Here is a 17932-nt window from a genome sequence, read left to right on the forward strand (position 1 = left end):
AGCTTGAGAGGCAGTTCCAACGCCACCGGATTGCAGGGCGTTCTGGCGCTGCCCGATTTCCGCTGGCTCTGGCTTGGCCAGATCTTTTCCCAGCTGGCAGACAAGTTTTACATCGTGCTGATGGTGTTCCTGATCGCCCAGACCTGGGTGAAGGGAACGCCTGAGGCCAACCCAGCCCTGGCGGAAGCCGCCTCGGCAATCCGGCTGGACCTGCCCGAGACCAGGGCCCAGATGATCACCCTGCTGGCCACCGGGATCTACGTGGCCAACACGATTCCAGCCATGCTGCTGGGCACTGTCGCCGGGGTCTGGGCCGACCGCTGGCCCAAGCGGGGCGTGATGGTGGCCTCCAACGGCCTGCGGGCGTTGCTGGTCTTGCTAGCTCCCCTATGCCTGGTGGAGGGCCCCGAGTGGCTGGGGCTGAGCTGGGGTTACTGGGGGCTGGTGCTGATGACCTTTTTCGAGTCGGTGCTCACCCAGTTTTTTGCGCCGGCCGAACAAGCAGCCCTACCCCAGCTGGTGCCAAGCGACCAGTTGCTGGCAGCAAACTCGCTTTATCAGGCCACCAGCATGGCCGCCACGATCGTGGGCTTTGCCCTGGGTGATCCGATCCTGCGGCTCCTAAACCTGGGCCTGCAACGAATCGGCATCAGCGGCGGTGAATTTTTGCTGCTGCCGCTTTGCTATGGCCTGGCGGCCGTAGCCATCAGCCGAATCCGCTGGCAGGAGCCGCCTCGGGCGCCGAGCCGCACAACCGTGTGGCAAGAGATCGGCGAGGGGCTTCAGGTGCTGCGGGAGCGGCCGCGGGTGTTCAGCGCCATGGTGCAGCTGGTGTTGCTGTACAGCCTGCTTGCCGCCCTTTACGTGCTGGCGATCAGCCTGGCGGCGGCTATCCCCGGGCTTGGCCCCACCCAGTTTGGAACCCTGCTGGCGATGAGCGGCCTGGGCCTGGCCATTGGGGCCCTGGCCGTGGCCCAGCTGGGCCAAGGGATCAACCGCCGCCACCTGGCTGCCACGGGCCTGGGCACGATCGGCTGGAGCCTGGTGCTGCTGGGTCAGTTGCGCGGCAATTTGGTGTTCACCTTGCTGCTCTGCGGCGTGCTGGGGGTGGGCTCAGCCCTGCTGGCGATTCCCGCCCAAACCACAATCCAGGAAGAAACACCCGAAGAGTTGCGCGGCAAGGTGTTTGGCCTGCAAAACAACCTGATCAACGTGGCCCTGAGCCTGCCTTTGGTGCTGGCCGGGGCGGTGGTGAGCAGATACGGCCTGCTGCCTGTGCTTTGGGGCCTGGCAGCCATTGCCTTGGTGGCGGCCTTATTGGAGCGTCCCTGGAAGCGCTGGTAGCGTGGGCCTCCGGACGCGCGAGCCCTGGTGGCCCACATTGCCTGGCTGGGCAAGAAAACACCGTTCTGCGGCAACGTCACCTACGGACTGAGCACGACCCACGCGCTGCGCAGCCGCGGCCATGGCATCAGCTTTATCCACTTCGACACACCCCCCGGCAGCCTGGCTCGCTCCAGCGATGCCCTGCCGGACGCTGACAACCAGGGCGACAGCAATGGCGGCGGCCCGGAAGTGGCCCTGCCCTATCTGGTGAAGTCTCAGGTGTACACGATTCCATCGCTGGGGGCCCAGCGGGAATTGCGCGAATCCCTGGAGCGACTCAAGCCCGACCTGGTGCACGCCAGCCTCACCCTGTCCCCCCTCGATTTCCGCCTACCCGATCTCTGCCAGCAGCTGGGGCTGCCGGTGGTGGCCACCTTTCATCCGGCCTTCGATGCCAGCTTGCGCAACCTCACCGCCGGCACCCAGCAGCTCACTTACCAGCTCTATGGACCCACCCTGGCCAAATTTGATCGGGTGATCGTGTTTTCGGAGCTGCAGGCGGAGATGCTGCTGCGCCTGGGGGTGCGGGCCGAGCGGCTGGCCGTGATCCCCAACGGCGTCGACACCGCCATGTGGCAGCCGGCATCGCTGGCCGCCGCTGCCAGCCCAGACCTGCAGGAGCTGCGCCAGCGCTTTGCGGGCCGGCGCGTCTTCCTGTACATGGGCCGGGTGGCCACTGAGAAAAACGTCGAGGCCCTGATCAAGGCCTGGCGGCTAGTGCGACCCGCCGGCTGCGTGCTGGTGATAGTGGGCGATGGCCCCCTGCGCAGTGCGCTGCAGGCCCCTGGAGATGAACCAGATCTGGTGTGGTGGGGCTATGAACCCAGCCTGGAGCGACGCGTGGCCTTCCAGCAGCTAGCCGAGGTTTTCCTTCTTCCCTCCCTGGTGGAGGGCCTGAGCCTGGCCCTACTGGAGGCCATGGCAAGCGGCACCGCCTGCATCGCCACCGACGCCGGCGCCGACGGCGAGGTACTGGAGGGGGGCGCCGGCATCGTGATCAGTACCCAGGGCGTCACCACCCAGCTGCGCACCTTGATCCCGGTGCTGCGCGATCAGCCGGTGCTTACCGCCGAGCTGGGCCGCCGGGCCCGGGAGCGGGCCCTGGAGCGCTACACACTTGAAGGCAACATCGACGCCCTCGAGAAGCTCTACGCCCAGCTCATACCCCAGCGCTCACTGGTTGCCTAAGCGTGGTGGCCTAATAGCTCTCTACAGCAGGCCGCAAACGCCGCAACCGGATCTGGCGACGCCGTGATCGGCCGGCCGACCACCAGCTGGCTGGCACCGGCGGCGACGGCCTGGGCGGGCGTCAGCACCCGCTGCTGATCCCCCAAGGCCGCTCCAGCCGGGCGGATGCCGGGGGTCACCAGGGCAAAGGGCTCCTGGTGGGCAGCACGCAGGGCGGCCACCTCCAGCGGGGAGCAGACGCAGCCGCCGATGCCAGCCGCCGCCGCCAGCTGGGCCAGCCGTGGCACGTAGGCGGACAACGGTTCCTCAATGGCCAGCTCGGATGCAAAACGGGCCTGCTCCCAGCTGGTAAGCACCGTCACAGCCAGCAGGGTGGGGGCAGGTAGGCCTACCGCCGCAGCCGACTCCAGCGCCGCCGCCTGGGCCGCGCCAAGGGCCACGCTGCCAGCGCTGGCATGCACCGTGATCAGCTCTGCACCGAGGCGGGCGGCGCTGCGGCAGGCGCCGGCCATGGTGGCAGGGATGTCGTGGAACTTGAGATCGAGAAACACCCGTTTGCCCTGGTCGCGCAGCTGCTGGACCACCTCCGGCCCGCCAGCCACGAACAGCTCCAGGCCCACCTTCACCCAGCGCAGCTCAGGCACGGCAGCCGCAAAGGCCATGGCCTGCTCTGGCGCCATGCCATCGAGGGCCACGATAATTTGATCACTGGGCTCAAGCAAGGGCCGCTGGCAGCTTGCTTGCAGGCTAGGCAGAGCGTCTCCCAGACGACATGGCGATGGCATCAGCGCTGCATTGAGGGCCCTATGCCAGCGCCCAGGCTTGGTAAGTGCGAGCCGTGGCCATGGCCTTCTCCGATTCCACTCCCCTGCCGGTGACCCTCAGCCTTGAGCCGGGAGCCTGCTGCCCCCTACCTGCCTGGCACCCCTGGGGCGATGCGGGCATCACCATTCCTTGCGGCAGTTCCAGTGATGCAGCTGCAGCCCAGGGCCCGAGCTGGGACGATCTACTGGGCACCAGGTAGGAGGGCACCAGGTAGGAGCTGCAGGTAGTAGCGCTCAGCCCGCCACCAGCCTCCGAAAGGTCTTCTTGCCCAGCTGCAGCACCTTGCCGGCGAGGACCTCCGGGCCGGCAAACTCCTGGTTGGGATCGGCGAGCTTTTCGCCATCGAGCTTGACGCCGCCGCCCTGGATCTGGCGGCGGGCTTCGCTGCTGCTGGCGCAGAGGCCCACAGCACTGAGTAGGTAGAAGGCCTTGGCGGGGAAATTCACCGCCGCCAACGAGGCCTCCGGCACCTCGGCGGCGGCGGCACCACTACCCGCGGCACCGGCTACAAGCTTGGCTGCATCCACCTGGGCCGCCGCCGCCGCCGGCCCGCCATGGCGCGCCTGGGTGATCTCCAGAGCCATCAGTTTCTGACGCTCCCGAGGGTTCTGCGGCAGAACTGCCATATCCAGATCAGTCAGCAGGGTTAGGTAGTCGTCGACCACCGCATCGGGCACCTTTTCAAGCTTCGAGTACATCGAAAGTGGGTCTTCGGCGAGGCCCACGGTGTTGCCCAGGCTTTTGCTCATCTTCTGCACGCCATCGAGGCCCGGCAGGATTGGCAGCAGCATGCCGAATTGGGGGCGCTGACCGAAGTGACGCTGCAGGTCGCGGCCCATGGCCACGTTGAACTTTTGATCAGTGCCGCCCAGCTCCAGATCCGCCTGCACCTGCACCGAGTCGTAGCCCTGCAGCAGCGGATAAAGAAACTCGTGCAGGGAGATGGGGGCGCCCGAGCCGTAGCGATTGGAAAAGTCCTCCTTGGCCAGCATCTGGCCCACGGTGCTGATGCCCAGCAGCTCAATCACCTGGGGCAGGTCAAGCCCGGTGAGCCACTCGCTGTTGCGGCGCACCTCCAGCCGGCCAGGAGTCTCGAAATCAAGCAGGGCGCGCTCGGGGTCCTGGCCCTGGCCCAGCTGCTGCAGGTAGGTGGCGGCATTGGCCTCCACCGCAGCAGCGCTGAGTTGAACCCGGGTGGCGCTCTTGCCGGTGGGATCGCCGATGCGGGCGGTGAAGTCGCCGATGATCAGCACGGCGATGTGGCCAGCATCCTGGAAGGCCCGCAACTTGCGGAATAGCAGCGAGTGCCCCAGGTGGATATCGGAGCCGGTGGGGTCGATGCCGAGTTTGATGCGCAAGGGCCGCCCGGCCCGCTCGGCCTCTTCCAGGCGAGCGGCTAGCTGCTGGTCTGGGTCGCTGCAGGCACCGGCACCGCTGCCGGCGGGGAACAGATCCGCCATTCCCCGCTCAAGCCAGGCCGGCAGAGGAGGCAGGCCGGTAGGTGGCTGCTCTGCTGGAGTGTGCTCTGCTCGCGGCTGCTCTTCTGGAGGGTGCGCTGTTGTCATTCGAACTGCGACCCGCCTTGCTCTGTGGCGAGATCGTAGGCAGCCGCTATGCCGTGGCCTCCAGCTCAGACTTCATGCGCTCCAGGGTCTGGTGCATCTGTTGGAACATCGTTTCGGGTGTCATGCCGAACTGGCCCAGCTGGGTACGTAGCTGCTCCACGGTGAGCTTTGCCTGGAAGTCTTCGGAGAGCTCGAAGCGCTTCATGAACACCCGGTAGCGCTCCATCATGTCCTCCATCTTTTCGATGTAGAGCTTCTTGCCCTCGCGATCAAACTTGCCGTATTCACTACCCAGCTGCATCAGCTGCTGGTAATCGCCAAACAGCCGCTTGGCTTCGTCCTGAACGATTTCGGATTCAAAGAACGCCATAACCCTGGCAGCGCAGCGTTTGCAGATTCTGGTGAGGCCTGGCACCCCTGGGGAGTGCGGATAGGCGTATTGCCCCTGGCGGATCGAGCGGAGCTGGCCAGGATGGCGCCAATGCAGGCCCCCAGCCCAGCCTTCAGCGCCGATGGACTTCACGCCCAAGCTTGAGCAGATCCGCCGCAACACCAGCCAGATCAACAACCTGCTGCGGGATGCCCGCCTGGTGGCCTGCCTCGGCAACAGAGCCCTGCTCAGCTTATTTGTGGGCGGCCTGATCGGCCAGGAGCACCTGGTGGGTGCCGCCACCTGTGAGGCCGCCGGCCTGGAGCTGGTGGAGCGGCACCGGCCCTCGATGGTGTTTCTCAGCGACACCCTGGAGCAGGGGTCGGGAATCTCCTTACTGCTGCAAATCAAGCAGCGCTGGCCCGGACTGCACACCTTGTTGCTGATCACCCAGGAGCACCGCCAGAGCGAGATCCAAGCAGCGATCGAGGCCGGCTGCGACGGCTTGCTGGTGGAGTCCCGCATTGGGCTGGGCAGTGCCATGGCCGCCCTGCATGCGATCAGCGGCGGCGGGGTCTACGTAGACCGCAGTCTGACGGAGCTGTTTCGCCGCGGACCCGGTGAGGGGGGCCCCCTAGAACCGCTGACTGGGCGCGAACTCCAGGTGCTCAGCCTGGTGGCCCAAGGCGACACCAACGTCGAGATCGGCGAGCGGCTGTTTATCAGCGCCGACACGGCCAAAACTCACCTGCGCTCCCTCTGCCGCAAACTCCAGGCCCGCGACCGCACCCACGCCGCCGTGCTCGGCCTGCGCTGGGGCTTAATCGATTGGCCTGCAGAGTGAGGCCCCCGCTAGGTTTAAAGCGTTTTTGATGCGGTGGCATTCCGCCATGGCCAAGCGGCACTGGTTGGATCCCCTGGCGCGTCAGCTGCTGAGGGCCACTGGCCAGATCCCACCAGCACAGATCCCACCAGATCAGATCCCTGCTGCACCTGCCGATTCAGCGGCGGAGCGGGAACGGGAGCGGGTCCAGAGGGAGCTGGTTGAGCAAGAGCTGGTGGAGCAGGAGCTGCTGGCCCTGAAGCTGCAACACAACCCTGCCCTCAGGCTTGAAGATGCTGAGGCCGTAGGCCGGGCCGCTGCCCTGGGCTGGCGGCTTGATGTGAATCGCGCCACCGCGGCCGACTGGCTGCGGCTGCCCGGCATCGCTGCCGATCAGGTGGACCTGCTGCTGCGGCTGCAGGCGGGCGGCATCCAGCTCAGCGGCGCCGACGACCTGCAACGGGTGCTGGATCTCTCCGATGCGCTGGTGCACCGCTGGCTGCCTTTGCTGGAATTTCGCTGGTACGGCGAGCCAGCAGCGCCTTTGCAATCCGCCACCCGGATGGATCTCAACCAAGCTTCCAGCCAGGAGATAGCAGGGCTGGGGCTCGATCCGCCCAGGCTCAGCCGACTGCTGCGGGAACGAAGTCGCAGCCCCTTTCGCGATCTGGCCGACCTGCAACAGCGACTGCAATTTCCCGCCGACCTGGTGGAAAGCTGGATTGGCAAGGTGAGCTTCAAGCAAGGCCCTGCCGGGCCAGCACTGCCCCCAGGCGGCAAGGGCAATACCCGCCTAGGCCAAACCAGCAACGGGGCCTGAAGCGATGCCGCGTCAAGGCGAGTTGTTTACGGCCAGCCAGCTGGGGAGCGCTGGCCGCGCCGATACCCCTGATCTGCCCCTGCAAGCCTCGCAACTGCTGGACTGGCAGACCCGCCTAGGCGCCCACCAGCAGCCCCTGTGGAGCAACCAAGCTGGTGGTGCCATACAAGTTTCGCTTTTTGCCGGTAGCCCCGGAACACCTGAAGAGATAGCCAAGGCCTTCAACCCCCTGCAGCTCACTCCCCAGGCCCTTTCCTTCTGGCGCTGGCCCGCCGCACCCCAACAGGGTGCAGCCCTCTATCTGGTGACAGATCGGCCCGCCGGTCTTGGCCAGCCCCTGCTGCTCTATGTGGGTGAAACCGGCCAGGCAGATCGGCGCTGGAAAGGCGAACACGACTGCAAGGCCTACCTCGCCGCCTACAGCGAAGCCCTGCTGAAAGTGGGCCTGGGCTGCCAAACCAGCATCCGCTTTTGGTTAGATGTGCCCGCCGCCACCCGCCCGCGCCGCGCCTTAGAGCAGGCCCTGATTCAGCTCTGGCTGCCGCCCTTCAATAAGGAAACCCGCAGCCGCTGGGCCACGCCGTTTCAAGCCGATCCTGCCTAGGTGAGTTGGACTGGCCACGCTGGCTACGATCGCGCCCAACCTCGGCCGTTCCATGGATTTTCGCTGCATCCCCGACGTCCTACCTGCGGCCCTGGGCGATTTCGATGGTGACTGCCTGGCCGTAGGCCTGTTCGCCGCTGCCGAAGATCGCCCCGACCACCCCCAGCGTGAGCAGCTCAGCGCCGCCCTGGGTCAGTCGCTGACGAGTCGCCTGGAGCAGCGGCGCTTCAAAGCCAAGCCCGGGGAATGTCTCAGCCTCGATCGCCTAGATGCCAGCCCCCAGACCCTGATCCTGGTGGGCCTGGGGGCTCCGGCCGACTTCAACCTCGCCGGCCTGCGCCGGGCCTGTGCCGCCGCCAGCCAAGCCGCTGCCGCCGCTGGAGCAAGCCATCTAGCTCTGGCCATGCCGATCGAGGCCTTGGCAGCAGGTGCTGCAGCCCAGGCCATGGCGGAGGCCAGCCGCCTGGCCCTGTTCAGCGACCAGCGCTTCAAGGGGGAGCCCGAGCCCCGGAGCCTGCCGGAGACGATCAGCCTGATCGGGGTGGCAGCAAGCACCGCTCCCGCCCTGGCGGCAGTGGCAGCCAGCTGCGCCGGCGTCGAGCTTGCCCGGGAGCTGGTGGCCGCTCCGCCCAACGTGGCCACGCCCCAGCACCTGGCCGACACCGCCGCTGCCCTCTCCCGCGACTTTGGCCTGGAGCTGACGGTGCTGGAGCGCAGCGACTGCGAGGCCCTGGGTATGGGCTCCTACCTGGCGGTGGCCCAGGGCTCAGACCTGGCGCCCAAGTTCATCCACCTCACCTACCGCCCCGAGGGTGGGGCTAAGCGGCGCCTGGTGCTGGTGGGCAAGGGCCTCACCTTCGATTCCGGCGGCTACAACCTCAAGACCGCCGGCTCCCAGATCGAGATGATGAAGTACGACATGGGCGGCAGCGCGGCGGTGCTGGGAGCCATGCGTGCCATCGCCGAGATCAAGCCCGCCGGCGTGGAGGTGCACATGATCGTGGCGGCCTGCGAAAACATGATTAGTGGCGGGGCCATCCACCCCGGCGCGATCGTCACCGCCTCCAACGGCAAAACGATCGAAATCAACAACACCGATGCCGAGGGGCGCCTCACCCTGGCCGATGCCCTGGTGTACGCGTGCAAGCTCGAACCGGATGCGGTGGTCGACCTGGCCACCCTCACCGGAGCCTGCGTGATCGCCCTGGGGGAGGAGATGGCGGGCCTCTGGTCGAACAACGACGGCCTGGCAGATGCCCTGCTGGGCGCCAGCGAAGCCAGCGGTGAAGCCCTCTGGCGCATGCCCCTGAGGGCCTCCTACAAGGCCGGGCTCAAGAGCCAGTTTGCCGACCTCAAGAACACCGGCCCCCGGCCCGGGGGCTCGATCACCGCCGCCCTATTTCTGCAGGACTTCGTCACCCCCAAGCTGGCTTGGGCCCACCTAGATATTGCCGGCACCGTCTGGAGTGACAAGGGCCGCGGCCAGGATCCCGCCGGCGCCACCGGCTTCGGCGTGCGCACGCTGGTGAATTGGGTGTGTTCGGGGGCACCTCTTGAAGCATCGGCCTAAGTTTGGAGCCCTGACGCCTTTGAGCTCTCCATGGCCGTTCAGAAGATCCGCTGGTATGTGAAGGCCCAACTCGGCGTGCTGCTCCTGCCCGCCGGGCTCTGCCTATTTGGCGAGGCGGTGATCCGCAAAGGCATCCAGGTGCTTGCCGCCGCAGGCAAATTGGAAACCATGGCCAGCCCCGGCCCCTGGTTTTGGTACGGCACCTTTGGCCTGATCCTGATCAATGCCGGCGTGGGGCTGATGATCGAGAGCGGCCTACTGCGCGGCTATCCCGGGCGCAGTTAGGACTCAAGCAGCCACGACTGCCGTACGCGCGGTTCCAGCACCCAGGCTGGCCATCAACTCAGCGGGCGATTCCAGGGCATGAATCTGCCAGCGGGACCGCTCACCGCAAAGCGGCAAGAGGCGATCAAGGTCGTCAGCAGCCTGCTTCGGACTTAGGTAGGGCCCAACATGACGGGTATTCAAACCGTCTCGGATGGTCAGCAGATACATACAGGACTGCTCACGTAATTGACAGAATGTTAGTCAGTCCTAACTTGCCCTGAAAGGGCGGAAAGCCGCTCCATAACAGCAATTAGACGACCACCAGGAGCCCTGCTTCTTTAGATTTTCCTAGGAATTGCCTCAATTCCCAGCTGCTTACGCTCCCACGGGAGTTACCGCCTAGTCAGGACTTGCTGCCAGAAGCCCAAGCCGCCCCACTGCGAGCGCGCTTGCCCCACACCGAATCAAGCCGCCGATCCCGGCCGCAAGCCCAGCGGTAGTAGTTGTATTTGACGCTGTTTAGCTCCGCGTAGTTCTGGTGATAGGCCTCCGCAGGCCAGAAGCGATTCAGCGGCTTGATCTGCACCTTCAGGGCTGCGACCGGACGGCCCAGCTCGGCGGCGGCCGAGCGCAGGCTTGCCTGGGCCTGATTTTGTTGATCGGAGCCACTGGTGAAAATCACCGGGCGATAGGAGCTGCCGCGATCGCAAAACTGGCCGCCACCATCTAAGGGATCAATGTTGCGCCAGTAGGAGCGCAGCAGGGCGCCATAGCTGATCCGAGCGGGATCGAACCGCACCCGCACCACCTCCTGGTGGCCGCTTCCCCCAGCCGATACCTGGCCGTAAGTGGGGTTAGCTCCGGCGCCACCGCTGTAACCACTCTGAGCGTCCAAAACCCCTGGGAGCTTTTCAAGGTCGTGTTCCAAACACCAGAAGCAGCCGCCCGCAAGCACCGCTTCCTGAGGCGCATTTGCAGCCATAACAGGTGATGGGGCCAGGGCTAGGCAAATCAGGAACAGCAGGCTCAGCAGCCAGGCCAGGGGGCGGGCCCCAAGAGAGGGGGGGCGGGTATTCATCGAGCTTCCAGTACCTGGTCAAAGATGGCGGATGCTGCCCGCTGGGTGACGCCCGGCTCCCCAAGTTCCAATCGCAGCCGCCGGTATCCATCCAGCATGGTTTGGCGTGCCCCACAGCTGACATCAAGCTCAAGCAGGAGTAAGGCCTCTCGCACGATTGCCGCAGCAGTGAGGTCCTCCTGCAGCAGCTCCGGCACCAGCCGCTCTCCTAGCACCAGATTTACTGGGGAAATGTGGGGCACGCTGAACCGCAGGATGTGCCGGGCCACAAAGGCTGTCGCCCTACTGACCCGATACACCACCACCTGGGGCACACCCCGCAGGGCCAGCTCCAGATTCACCGTGCCCGATTTGGCCAGGGCCAAATCGGCAGCAGCGCAGAGGCAGGCCTTGAGCTGGTCTGAATCAGCGGCAGCAATGATCTCCGCCCGCACCCCTGCCTGGCCAAGTTGCCGCGCCAGATGGGCCTCGAAACCCGGCAATCCCGCCGGCACCACCACCTGCAACTCGGGCAGCTGGCGCTGCAGCTCGGCAGCCGCCGCCACGATGTGGGGCAGCATGTAGCGGATCTCTTGGCGCCGCGATGCCGGCATCAGCAGCAGCACTGGCGCATCACCGCGCAGCCCAAGCTGACGGCGGGCCTCCTGCTGGCTTGGCACTTCACCGATGGTGTCCAGCAGAGGATGGCCCACATAGGTGACATTGGCGCCACGACAGCGATAGAAGCGGGCCTCCTCCTGAAAAATCGCCAGGATCTGATTTGTGAAGCTGATCAGATTGGAGCGGCCGCCGTTGCCGAATTTGAATGCCCACTCTTGCGGGGCTATGTAGTAGGTGACGGGCACCTTGGGAAATCTGCGTTTGAGCCGCAGCCCCAAGCTCACATTGGGGCCCATGTAGTCGATCAGCACCACGCCATCGGGAGGGTCGCGGCGAAACCAATGCTTCAAGCGCCGCTGCAACCTCAGGGTCGGCAACACAAAGGGAATCGCCTCCAGCAAGCCGATGGCACCCATCCGGGTGGTGTTAGCAAGCAGTGCCGCACCGGCGCGCTCCATGCGCTCGCCTCCAAGGGCCACGATCTCGAGATCGAGCTGGCGTCGCCGGGCCTCCTCGTGCAAAGCCTTTACCAACAGCGATCCCTGCAAATCCCCAGACACCTCACCGGTGCTCACCAGCAACCGCAGCATCAGCGCGTCCCCGGGATAGGCCCGCGGCGGGAGGGGCCAATGGAGGCCTCTAGGAAACTGCACAGCTGGTCTGCAGCACCTCCTAGGGGCTGGGAGCGCAACTGGCTTAGTGCTTCAGCCAGGGTGATGCCACTGCGGTAGAGCAGGGTCCAGGCCTGTTTGAGTTGCTCGAATTGTTGGCCGCCGTCCTGATCGAACAGACCGCTGCGCCGCAGACCGATCTTGTTGAGGGCCCTGACACGGGAGGGATGGCCCTCCACCATGGTGAACGGCGGTACATCTCGCTCGATACGGCTCATACCCCCCACCATGGCCAGGGTTCCTATATGAACGAACTGATGAATACCAAGTACACCGCCAATCACAGCCCGATCGCCTACAACCACATGGCCGGCCACGGCCACCCCATTGGCGATCACGATCCGGTCGCCTAATTCGCAGTTGTGGCCCAGGTGGCAATAGGCCATCAGCAAATTGCCGCTACCAAGCCGTGTTTGCTGGTGGCCAGTGGTGGCCCGATTGATAGTGACGCACTCCCTGATGGTGTTCTCGTCGCCAAGCACCACCTCGGTGGGATCCCCCGTGTATTTCAGATCCTGGGGTTCGAGGCCGATGCAGGCCCCGGGAAATATGCGGTTATTGCGGCCCATGCGCACCCGACCATCGAGAACCACATGGGGTCCGATGCGGCAGCCGGCACCAAGCTCCACCTGGGGGCCGATCACGGCGTAGGGCCCCACTTCAACACCGTCAGCCAGCTGAGCTTTGGGATCGACAACAGCCGTGGGATGGATGGTCGTTGCCATCAGTCCACCAGCGAGAACATCAGTTCCCCGGAGCAAACCAGCAGACCATCCACGCTGGCTTCTGCCTTGACCTTGCCGAAACGGCGGCGCTTGAGGCTCAGCAACTCACAGGTGATTACCAGCTGGTCGCCAGGGACCACCGGACGACGAAACCGCACCCCATCGATGCCAGCAAACACAAATAAGCCCTTGGGCAGATCGGGCATCTGGGTAACGATCAACCCGCCCACCTGGGCCATGGCCTCAACGATCAACACTCCCGGCATCAGGGGGCGACCGGGGAAATGGCCCTGAAACTGAGGTTCATTGAGGGTGACGTTCTTGATCGCCACAGCGCGTTTACCCGGCTCATGCTCAATCACCCGATCCACCAGGGCGAAGGGATAGCGGTGGGGCAGCAGTCCCTGAATCTGCTCGCTGGTGAGGATCACCGCAGCTGTGGGATCCAAAGACGCCGGCGCGGCGGGATCAGAAAGCGGTGGGCTGGCGTCAGACAAGGGCATCAACTGGCGAAAGAACTGGAGGAAGAAGAGCTGGCCAGGCCGGCCAAGGCCGCAGCCAAAGAGGTGTGGAGCCCGTGGGAGCCGCGGTAGGCGAAAACCTGGGCTCGAGGCAATCCGATCAGCGCCAAGTCTCCCAACAAGTCCAGGATTTTATGGCGCACCGGTTCCTCCACAAACCGCAGCGGCGGATTTAACCAGCTGTCGCCGTCACAAACAAGGGCGTTTTCAAGGCAGCCGCCCCGGATCAGGCCAGCTGCCAGCAGCTGGTCCACCTGAGAGCGCAATCCAAAGGTGCGTGCCGGGGCGATCTGCTCAACAAAAGTGCTCGGTGACAAATCAAGTGAAAACAGCTGGCGGCCAATGGCCGCATCGGCGAATTCAATTGCCGCACCTACCCGCAAGCCGGAGTGGGGCAGGGCAGTGGCAAAACTGACGCCACTACTAACAGTGAGCGGCAACTCAAGCTCTAGAGGCGCCGATGCATAGGGCAGAGCTTCCAGCCCCGCCTCATCTAGCGCCTCTACCCAGGGCAGGGCCGATCCATCCAGCAAGGGGATCTCCTCGCCGCTCACGAGGATTTCAGCTTGGGTAACACCGGTGCCAGCCAGGGCAGCCAGCAGATGCTCAACCGTAGCTAAACGGCGTTGGTCTAGCCGCAAAGCCGTACAAAGCTGAGTTTCGCTTACGTAATCCGGCGCCAAACGAATCAAGGGGAGCTCCGGTGCATCCAGCCATCCCACCCAGTAGCCCGGGCGCCGTGATGGCTGTAAGCGCACTTGGGCCTGCTGGCCGCTGTGCAAGCCCACACCCTCCCGTTGCACCGACTGGCTCAGAGTCCAGGCACCGGAATAGTCACTTGGCCATTGCGCCACTAGAACTTCCAGCCCACACCCAAGTTGAAGCGCCAATCACTGGAGAAATCCTGGGTGGCAACCTCAAGGCGCAGGGGCCCCACTGGCGTTGTCACTATTAAACCAACTCCAGGCGAATATCCCTCACCTTTCTTACCAAGCAGGCCACCAGGGTTACCAAGGATGTCTGCCTGGCTCCCGAAAGTGGTGCCAGCATCAAAAAAGATTTCACCACTAATGATGCTGAAAATGGGGAAGCGATATTCAATCGTGGCTTCAGCAAAACTTTTGCCAACTCCCAAATCGCAATCGTAATAACCGCGTACGGAATTGCCACCACCCAGGCAGAAAGCCTCATAGGGCGGAATATCACTGCCCACCAACGATCCAGCCGAAACCTGGAAAGCCAGTGCCTGCTTGCAGTCTTTGGTCTCACCGGGCTTAGGCCGGCAGCCCTTGAAGATCTTCAACCATTCCACAGGTATGTAGTGGGTGAAACTGCCGCGAACGCGGTTGAAGGTGGGTGAATTCTCGCCTACCGAAATAAATTGCTCCGTGCCGATACTCAGAAAGTTACCCTTAGTGGGATTACGTGGGTCATTAAGAGTGCTGTAAGTAGCCCCGACCCGAAAACTCACCAACTGGTTTTCAGAAGCACAATTAAAGGCTAGGCAAATGACCTGATTACTCGGAACAATATCGGGAGATGTCGTTGCACCAACTACCCCATAGGAATATTTACTACCGGAAAAATCCATCGGCGTAACTTCTTGCCCGCCAAACGAGAGAATCAGGTTCCAGGGAGCTTTCTTGTAAGGGTTGCCACCATTTAGGGGTCGCACAAACTGAATATTAGCGCCGATACGCTGAATCGCAACAGTATCAAAATTCGTGGTTACAGCAGTTTCGGTGCCATTATTATTGACAGTTCGACTTGTGACTACGTCAAAGTCGGATCCATCAAAATTCTGAAGATTCAGTGCATCATTGTTTTCATTCTGAAACAGCTGAGGCACTTCCCGGCTGAAGAAGAGGCGAGCACGGAAGGAAGTTCGGTATTTGTTGTCCTTGATCCAAGGATCTGTGAAGGTGATATCGCCAAGGCCGCCGTACTGGCCGTAGGAGATGTTGGTACCGAGGTCCCAAGCGCGGCCTAGCAGGTTGCTGTCCTGCAACTGGATCTGACCAAACACGCCCTGGCTCTGGCTGTAGCCCAAGCCGCCTGACAATGAACCGCTGGACTGCTCAACAATGCCAAGCACAATCACCACCTTGCCAGGCTCTGCCGGCACCGGCTTGAGAGTCACCTTGACATCGCTGAAAAGGCCCGTGCCGTAGATGCGCTTGATGTCCTCCTCCAGCTCGCGCCGGTTAAACACCTGTCCGGGGCGCAGGGACACCTCGCGGGTCACTACCCAGGGCTTGGTCTTGCCCCGAATTGGCTCGCCTTTGTCGTTGGTAGCTGAGCCTTCTTTATTGAGGAACTGCACCTCAACCCCCTCAACGGTGCCCTGGCGCACCAGCAGCTCCACCACCCCCTCCGGACTCACCCGGCTAGGACCGGTGATCCGCGCCAGGGAGTAGCCCTGATCGGCATACCAGCGCTGCAACTCCTGCATGCGGGTCTGCAGGGTGTTGAGGTTGAGGGTTTTGCCATAGTCAGCGGCGAAGGTGTCCTTAACCACCTGCTCCGGCAACTTCAGGTCGGCTGGATCGAGCTTGACCTGCTGCAGCACCGGGTTGGCCACCACCACCACCACCAGCCGCACGCCCAGCGGACCATCTACGGGCTGGATCCGCACATCGGAAAACCAGCCGCTGGCGTAGATCGCTGAAAGGTCGGTCTGGAGCTCGTTGCGGGTCACCCGCGAGCCTGGGGTGGCTGCCATCGCGGCATAGGCAGCCAGCTCCAGCCGTTCCCGTTCAGGGTGGTCTTGAAGGCCTTCGATCGCCACCTCCGCGATCAAAACCTTGGGTTCAGCTTTGGCAGCAGGCTCGGCTACCGGAGCGGCCTGAGTTGGAAATGGAGTCTGGGGGATCGGCTGGGCTGGGGCAGGCGCCTGGCTGGCTGGCTCCTGGGTGGCAGGCGCTTGGGTAGCAGGCTCCGCCAAAGGATTGTCCACCTGCTGTGAGGCAGGTTGGGCCAGGGCCGGGGTCGCCGAGAGGAGGGCGGCGCCCATCAGGGGCCAAACAGCCTTCAAACTCAGCAAACCAGCCATGGGGAAGGGGTAGCGGAGCGGACAGGCCGCAAATTGGGCTGACCTTACCGGTAGACCCTGGGTGGAGGACAGGCCCCTTGGACCCGTTTGAGGACCTCCCCGTATGCCTCGACAACGCCGCCTAAATCCTGTCGGAATCGATCCTTGTCCAAAATCCGGTCCTGAGAATCCAGTACCGCCCTATCCCAAAGACGGCATGTATCAGGGCTGATCTCGTCAGCAACCACCAATTCACCACTGGCCGTATGTCCCAATTCGATCTTGAAATCGACCAGCTGCAAGCCGACTGAATCAAACAGGGCCAGCAATTCCCGGTTCACCTGACGGGCCAGCTCTTCCAACTGGCGGCGCTGCTCGGGGGTAACCAAGCCCAAATGCTCAAGGCGGGCCTCGGTTAGCAAGGGATCTCCGAAGCCATCGTCTTTGTAATAGAGATCAAGCAAGGGTGGCTCCAGCGGCGTGCCTGGCGCGATGGGCATCTGCTTGCAAAGCGAGCCCGCAGCCACGTTGCGGATCACCACTTCAATCGGGATCACCCGCACTGGACGGGCCAGCATCCAGCGGCTGCCTTCCACCCCGAGGTAGTGGGTGGGGATGCCCCGTGCGGCGAGATGCTCAAAAAGCAAAGCCGAAATTCGGCAGTTCAACTCTCCCTTCCCTGCCAGTTGGGCCTTTTTGAGGGCATTGAACGCGGTGGCATCGTCTTTGTATTCGACCGCTACCAAGTCGGGCTGATCTGTGGCGAATACCCGTTTGGCCTTGCCTTCGTAAAGCAGGGAACCAAGGTTGTAGGCCGTCATGGCTGGGGATCGGGGGACTGCGCTGCGGCGGCATGGCCACCAGGGGCGCGGGGGGAGCGAAGTTGACGCTCCAGATCACCCTGCCGGGACAGGGCAGCAGGATCCCGCCGCTGCAACATCCACTCACCGTAGGCATCGTCGATACGGGAGCTAAGGCGCAGGCGCCGCTCCGTTGCCCGGGCGACCTGCTCCGGCGTACTACCGGCCAGGGCCAGCTGCTGATCGAGGATCTCAGCTACCAGCCCCCAGCTGCCTGAGGAAGCCGCCTGCTCGAGGGCAAGCTCTAGGAGCCGGTCCTGCTCAAGAGCTGGGAGTGCTCCGGAAAGCGCCACCGCCTTAGCCAGCCGGGCCGCCGTCGCCGCACCGGGCTGGGCGCTGCTGACCAACACCTCAGCGGCCCGTTGCCATTGACCCAGGCTTTCCAGATGGCCCGCCAACAGATCCAGGGCTGGGCGATTGATCGGGGTGCCGTCCTGACGCTCACCCACCGGCAACTCCAGCAACGCCAGCTGCCCAAGGTTTCCAGCCGCAAGCCGCAAGAGGGCATCGGCCGCCAGCTGGTGGTGCAGTCCCGCCTGGGCAGCGCGCCATTGCAGCACCAGCCACTGGGTCCGCTCAGCGCCCGGTGCCGGCCCCACCCGCGCCAGCACCTGCAGGGCCCCGTCAGGTGCCTGGCAGCTCAACAGGCTGTGGGCATTAGCCAGCACCACCACAAGAGGCTGGGGCGCTGGGTGGATCGTGAGCAGCCGCTGTTGCAGCTGGCTCAACAGCGGCCCATCGCTGCGCCGCACGGCATTGACGCAGGCAGCGTCGAGGGCATTGAGATCTCCATCGCGCAGCAGGGCAATCAGGGCTGGATCCGCGCTGGCGGCCCTGATCTTGGCTTGCGCTTCTGCGGCAGGCGCGGCGGCCATAAGGCCCACCAGCGCAGCCCCAAAAATCAGGAACAGCCGGGCCCGGGGCGAGAATGGCGTTGGTATTGCCGGCATGTCTAGAAACAGGGCCTGGCAGCCCCCCGCACCACGTTTCAACTTAGAAGAGCTTTCGCTCACTCCCCACCTCGCGTC

The 17932-nt window shown here is 63.9% G+C and carries 19 protein-coding genes; 8 read left to right on the forward strand and 11 right to left on the reverse strand.

Annotated features, from left to right (window positions below; genetic code table 11):
* Positions 1-3 precede the first annotated feature (3 nt).
* Positions 4-1344 (forward strand): MFS transporter, encoded by a 1341-nt coding sequence (locus KBZ22_RS07990; protein WP_255021648.1) that lies wholly within the window; start codon positions 4-6, stop codon positions 1342-1344.
* Positions 1345-1371: 27 nt separating this feature from the next.
* Positions 1372-2574 carry a glycosyltransferase family 4 protein gene (locus KBZ22_RS07995; protein ID WP_106502268.1) on the forward strand — a complete coding sequence of 401 codons (1203 nt, stop codon included), beginning with the start codon at positions 1372-1374 and terminating at the stop codon, positions 2572-2574.
* On the opposite strand, the gene pyrF is transcribed toward KBZ22_RS07995, so the two are convergent.
* The gene (gene pyrF, locus KBZ22_RS08000; RefSeq protein ID WP_255021649.1) at positions 2571-3296 is read right to left on the reverse strand and encodes an orotidine-5'-phosphate decarboxylase; all 726 of its coding nucleotides are present in this window, start codon (positions 3294-3296) and stop codon (positions 2571-2573) included. The two genes, KBZ22_RS07995 and pyrF, sit on opposite strands and share 4 nt — an antisense overlap.
* Before the next feature lie 122 nt (positions 3297-3418).
* Between pyrF and KBZ22_RS08005 the strand changes: the two genes are divergently transcribed.
* On the forward strand, positions 3419-3598 hold the full coding sequence (locus KBZ22_RS08005; RefSeq protein ID WP_255021650.1) for a hypothetical protein: 180 nt from the start codon (positions 3419-3421) through the stop codon (positions 3596-3598).
* 34 nt (positions 3599-3632) lie between these two features.
* Here the strand turns inward: KBZ22_RS08005 and tyrS are convergent, their stop codons facing one another.
* Entirely contained in the window at positions 3633-4859 is a 1227-nt protein-coding gene (tyrS, locus tag KBZ22_RS08010; protein WP_255021703.1) for a tyrosine--tRNA ligase, read from the reverse strand.
* Between the two features lie 151 nt (positions 4860-5010).
* Positions 5011-5334: a DUF1825 family protein gene (locus tag KBZ22_RS08015; RefSeq protein ID WP_106502272.1), complete on the reverse strand. Its 324-nt coding sequence runs from the start codon at positions 5332-5334 to the stop codon at positions 5011-5013.
* A gap of 142 nt (positions 5335-5476) precedes the next feature.
* On the opposite strand from KBZ22_RS08015, the gene KBZ22_RS08020 reads away from it, so the two are divergent.
* From KBZ22_RS08020 to KBZ22_RS08040, 5 genes are read left to right on the forward strand one after another with little or no spacing between them, the layout of a single operon-like run.
* Positions 5477-6178, forward strand: coding sequence for a response regulator transcription factor (locus KBZ22_RS08020; protein WP_255021651.1), 702 nt, complete (start codon positions 5477-5479; stop codon positions 6176-6178).
* Between the two features lie 46 nt (positions 6179-6224).
* On the forward strand, positions 6225-6977 hold the full coding sequence (locus KBZ22_RS08025; protein WP_255021652.1) for a hypothetical protein: 753 nt from the start codon (positions 6225-6227) through the stop codon (positions 6975-6977).
* Positions 6978-6981: 4 nt separating this feature from the next.
* On the forward strand, positions 6982-7581 hold the full coding sequence (locus KBZ22_RS08030) for a GIY-YIG nuclease family protein (RefSeq protein WP_255021653.1): 600 nt from the start codon (positions 6982-6984) through the stop codon (positions 7579-7581).
* Positions 7582-7633: 52 nt separating this feature from the next.
* Positions 7634-9151, forward strand: a complete 1518-nt coding sequence (locus tag KBZ22_RS08035) for a leucyl aminopeptidase (protein WP_255021654.1) — start codon at positions 7634-7636, stop codon at positions 9149-9151.
* A 30-nt stretch (positions 9152-9181) separates the two neighbouring features.
* A complete protein-coding gene (locus tag KBZ22_RS08040) occupies positions 9182-9436 on the forward strand; it encodes a hypothetical protein (RefSeq protein ID WP_255021655.1) in 255 nt (84 codons plus the stop codon).
* Positions 9437-9821: 385 nt separating this feature from the next.
* On the opposite strand, the gene msrA is transcribed toward KBZ22_RS08040, so the two are convergent.
* The 8 genes from msrA to KBZ22_RS08085 all read right to left on the reverse strand — a co-directional run bounded on the left by msrA (position 9822) and on the right by KBZ22_RS08085 (position 17896).
* Complete coding sequence (gene msrA / locus KBZ22_RS08050; protein WP_396111842.1) at positions 9822-10496, reverse strand: peptide-methionine (S)-S-oxide reductase MsrA; 675 nt, start codon at positions 10494-10496, stop codon at positions 9822-9824.
* Positions 10493-11686 carry a lipid-A-disaccharide synthase gene (gene lpxB / locus KBZ22_RS08055; protein ID WP_255021656.1) on the reverse strand — a complete coding sequence of 398 codons (1194 nt, stop codon included), beginning with the start codon at positions 11684-11686 and terminating at the stop codon, positions 10493-10495. Before lpxB ends, msrA begins: the two co-directional genes overlap by 4 nt.
* Positions 11686-12492 carry an acyl-ACP--UDP-N-acetylglucosamine O-acyltransferase gene (gene lpxA, locus KBZ22_RS08060; protein WP_255021657.1) on the reverse strand — a complete coding sequence of 269 codons (807 nt, stop codon included), beginning with the start codon at positions 12490-12492 and terminating at the stop codon, positions 11686-11688. Before lpxA ends, lpxB begins: the two co-directional genes overlap by 1 nt.
* Positions 12492-12995: a 3-hydroxyacyl-ACP dehydratase FabZ gene (gene fabZ, locus KBZ22_RS08065; protein ID WP_396093869.1), complete on the reverse strand. Its 504-nt coding sequence runs from the start codon at positions 12993-12995 to the stop codon at positions 12492-12494. Before fabZ ends, lpxA begins: the two co-directional genes overlap by 1 nt.
* On the reverse strand, positions 12995-13867 hold the full coding sequence (gene lpxC / locus KBZ22_RS08070; protein WP_255021658.1) for a UDP-3-O-acyl-N-acetylglucosamine deacetylase: 873 nt from the start codon (positions 13865-13867) through the stop codon (positions 12995-12997). Before lpxC ends, fabZ begins: the two co-directional genes overlap by 1 nt.
* The gene (locus KBZ22_RS08075) at positions 13867-16026 is read right to left on the reverse strand and encodes a BamA/TamA family outer membrane protein (RefSeq protein WP_255021659.1); all 2160 of its coding nucleotides are present in this window, start codon (positions 16024-16026) and stop codon (positions 13867-13869) included. The genes lpxC and KBZ22_RS08075 overlap by 1 nt, the downstream gene beginning before the upstream one ends.
* Before the next feature lie 83 nt (positions 16027-16109).
* A complete protein-coding gene (purC, locus tag KBZ22_RS08080) occupies positions 16110-16865 on the reverse strand; it encodes a phosphoribosylaminoimidazolesuccinocarboxamide synthase (protein WP_254941016.1) in 756 nt (251 codons plus the stop codon).
* Positions 16862-17896, reverse strand: a complete 1035-nt coding sequence (locus KBZ22_RS08085; protein ID WP_255021660.1) for a hypothetical protein — start codon at positions 17894-17896, stop codon at positions 16862-16864. Before KBZ22_RS08085 ends, purC begins: the two co-directional genes overlap by 4 nt.
* Between the last annotated feature and the right edge of the window lie 36 nt (positions 17897-17932).

Source organism: Cyanobium sp. L1E-Cus (assembly GCF_024345755.1).
GTDB classification, from domain to species: domain Bacteria; phylum Cyanobacteriota; class Cyanobacteriia; order PCC-6307; family Cyanobiaceae; genus Cyanobium_A; species Cyanobium_A usitatum.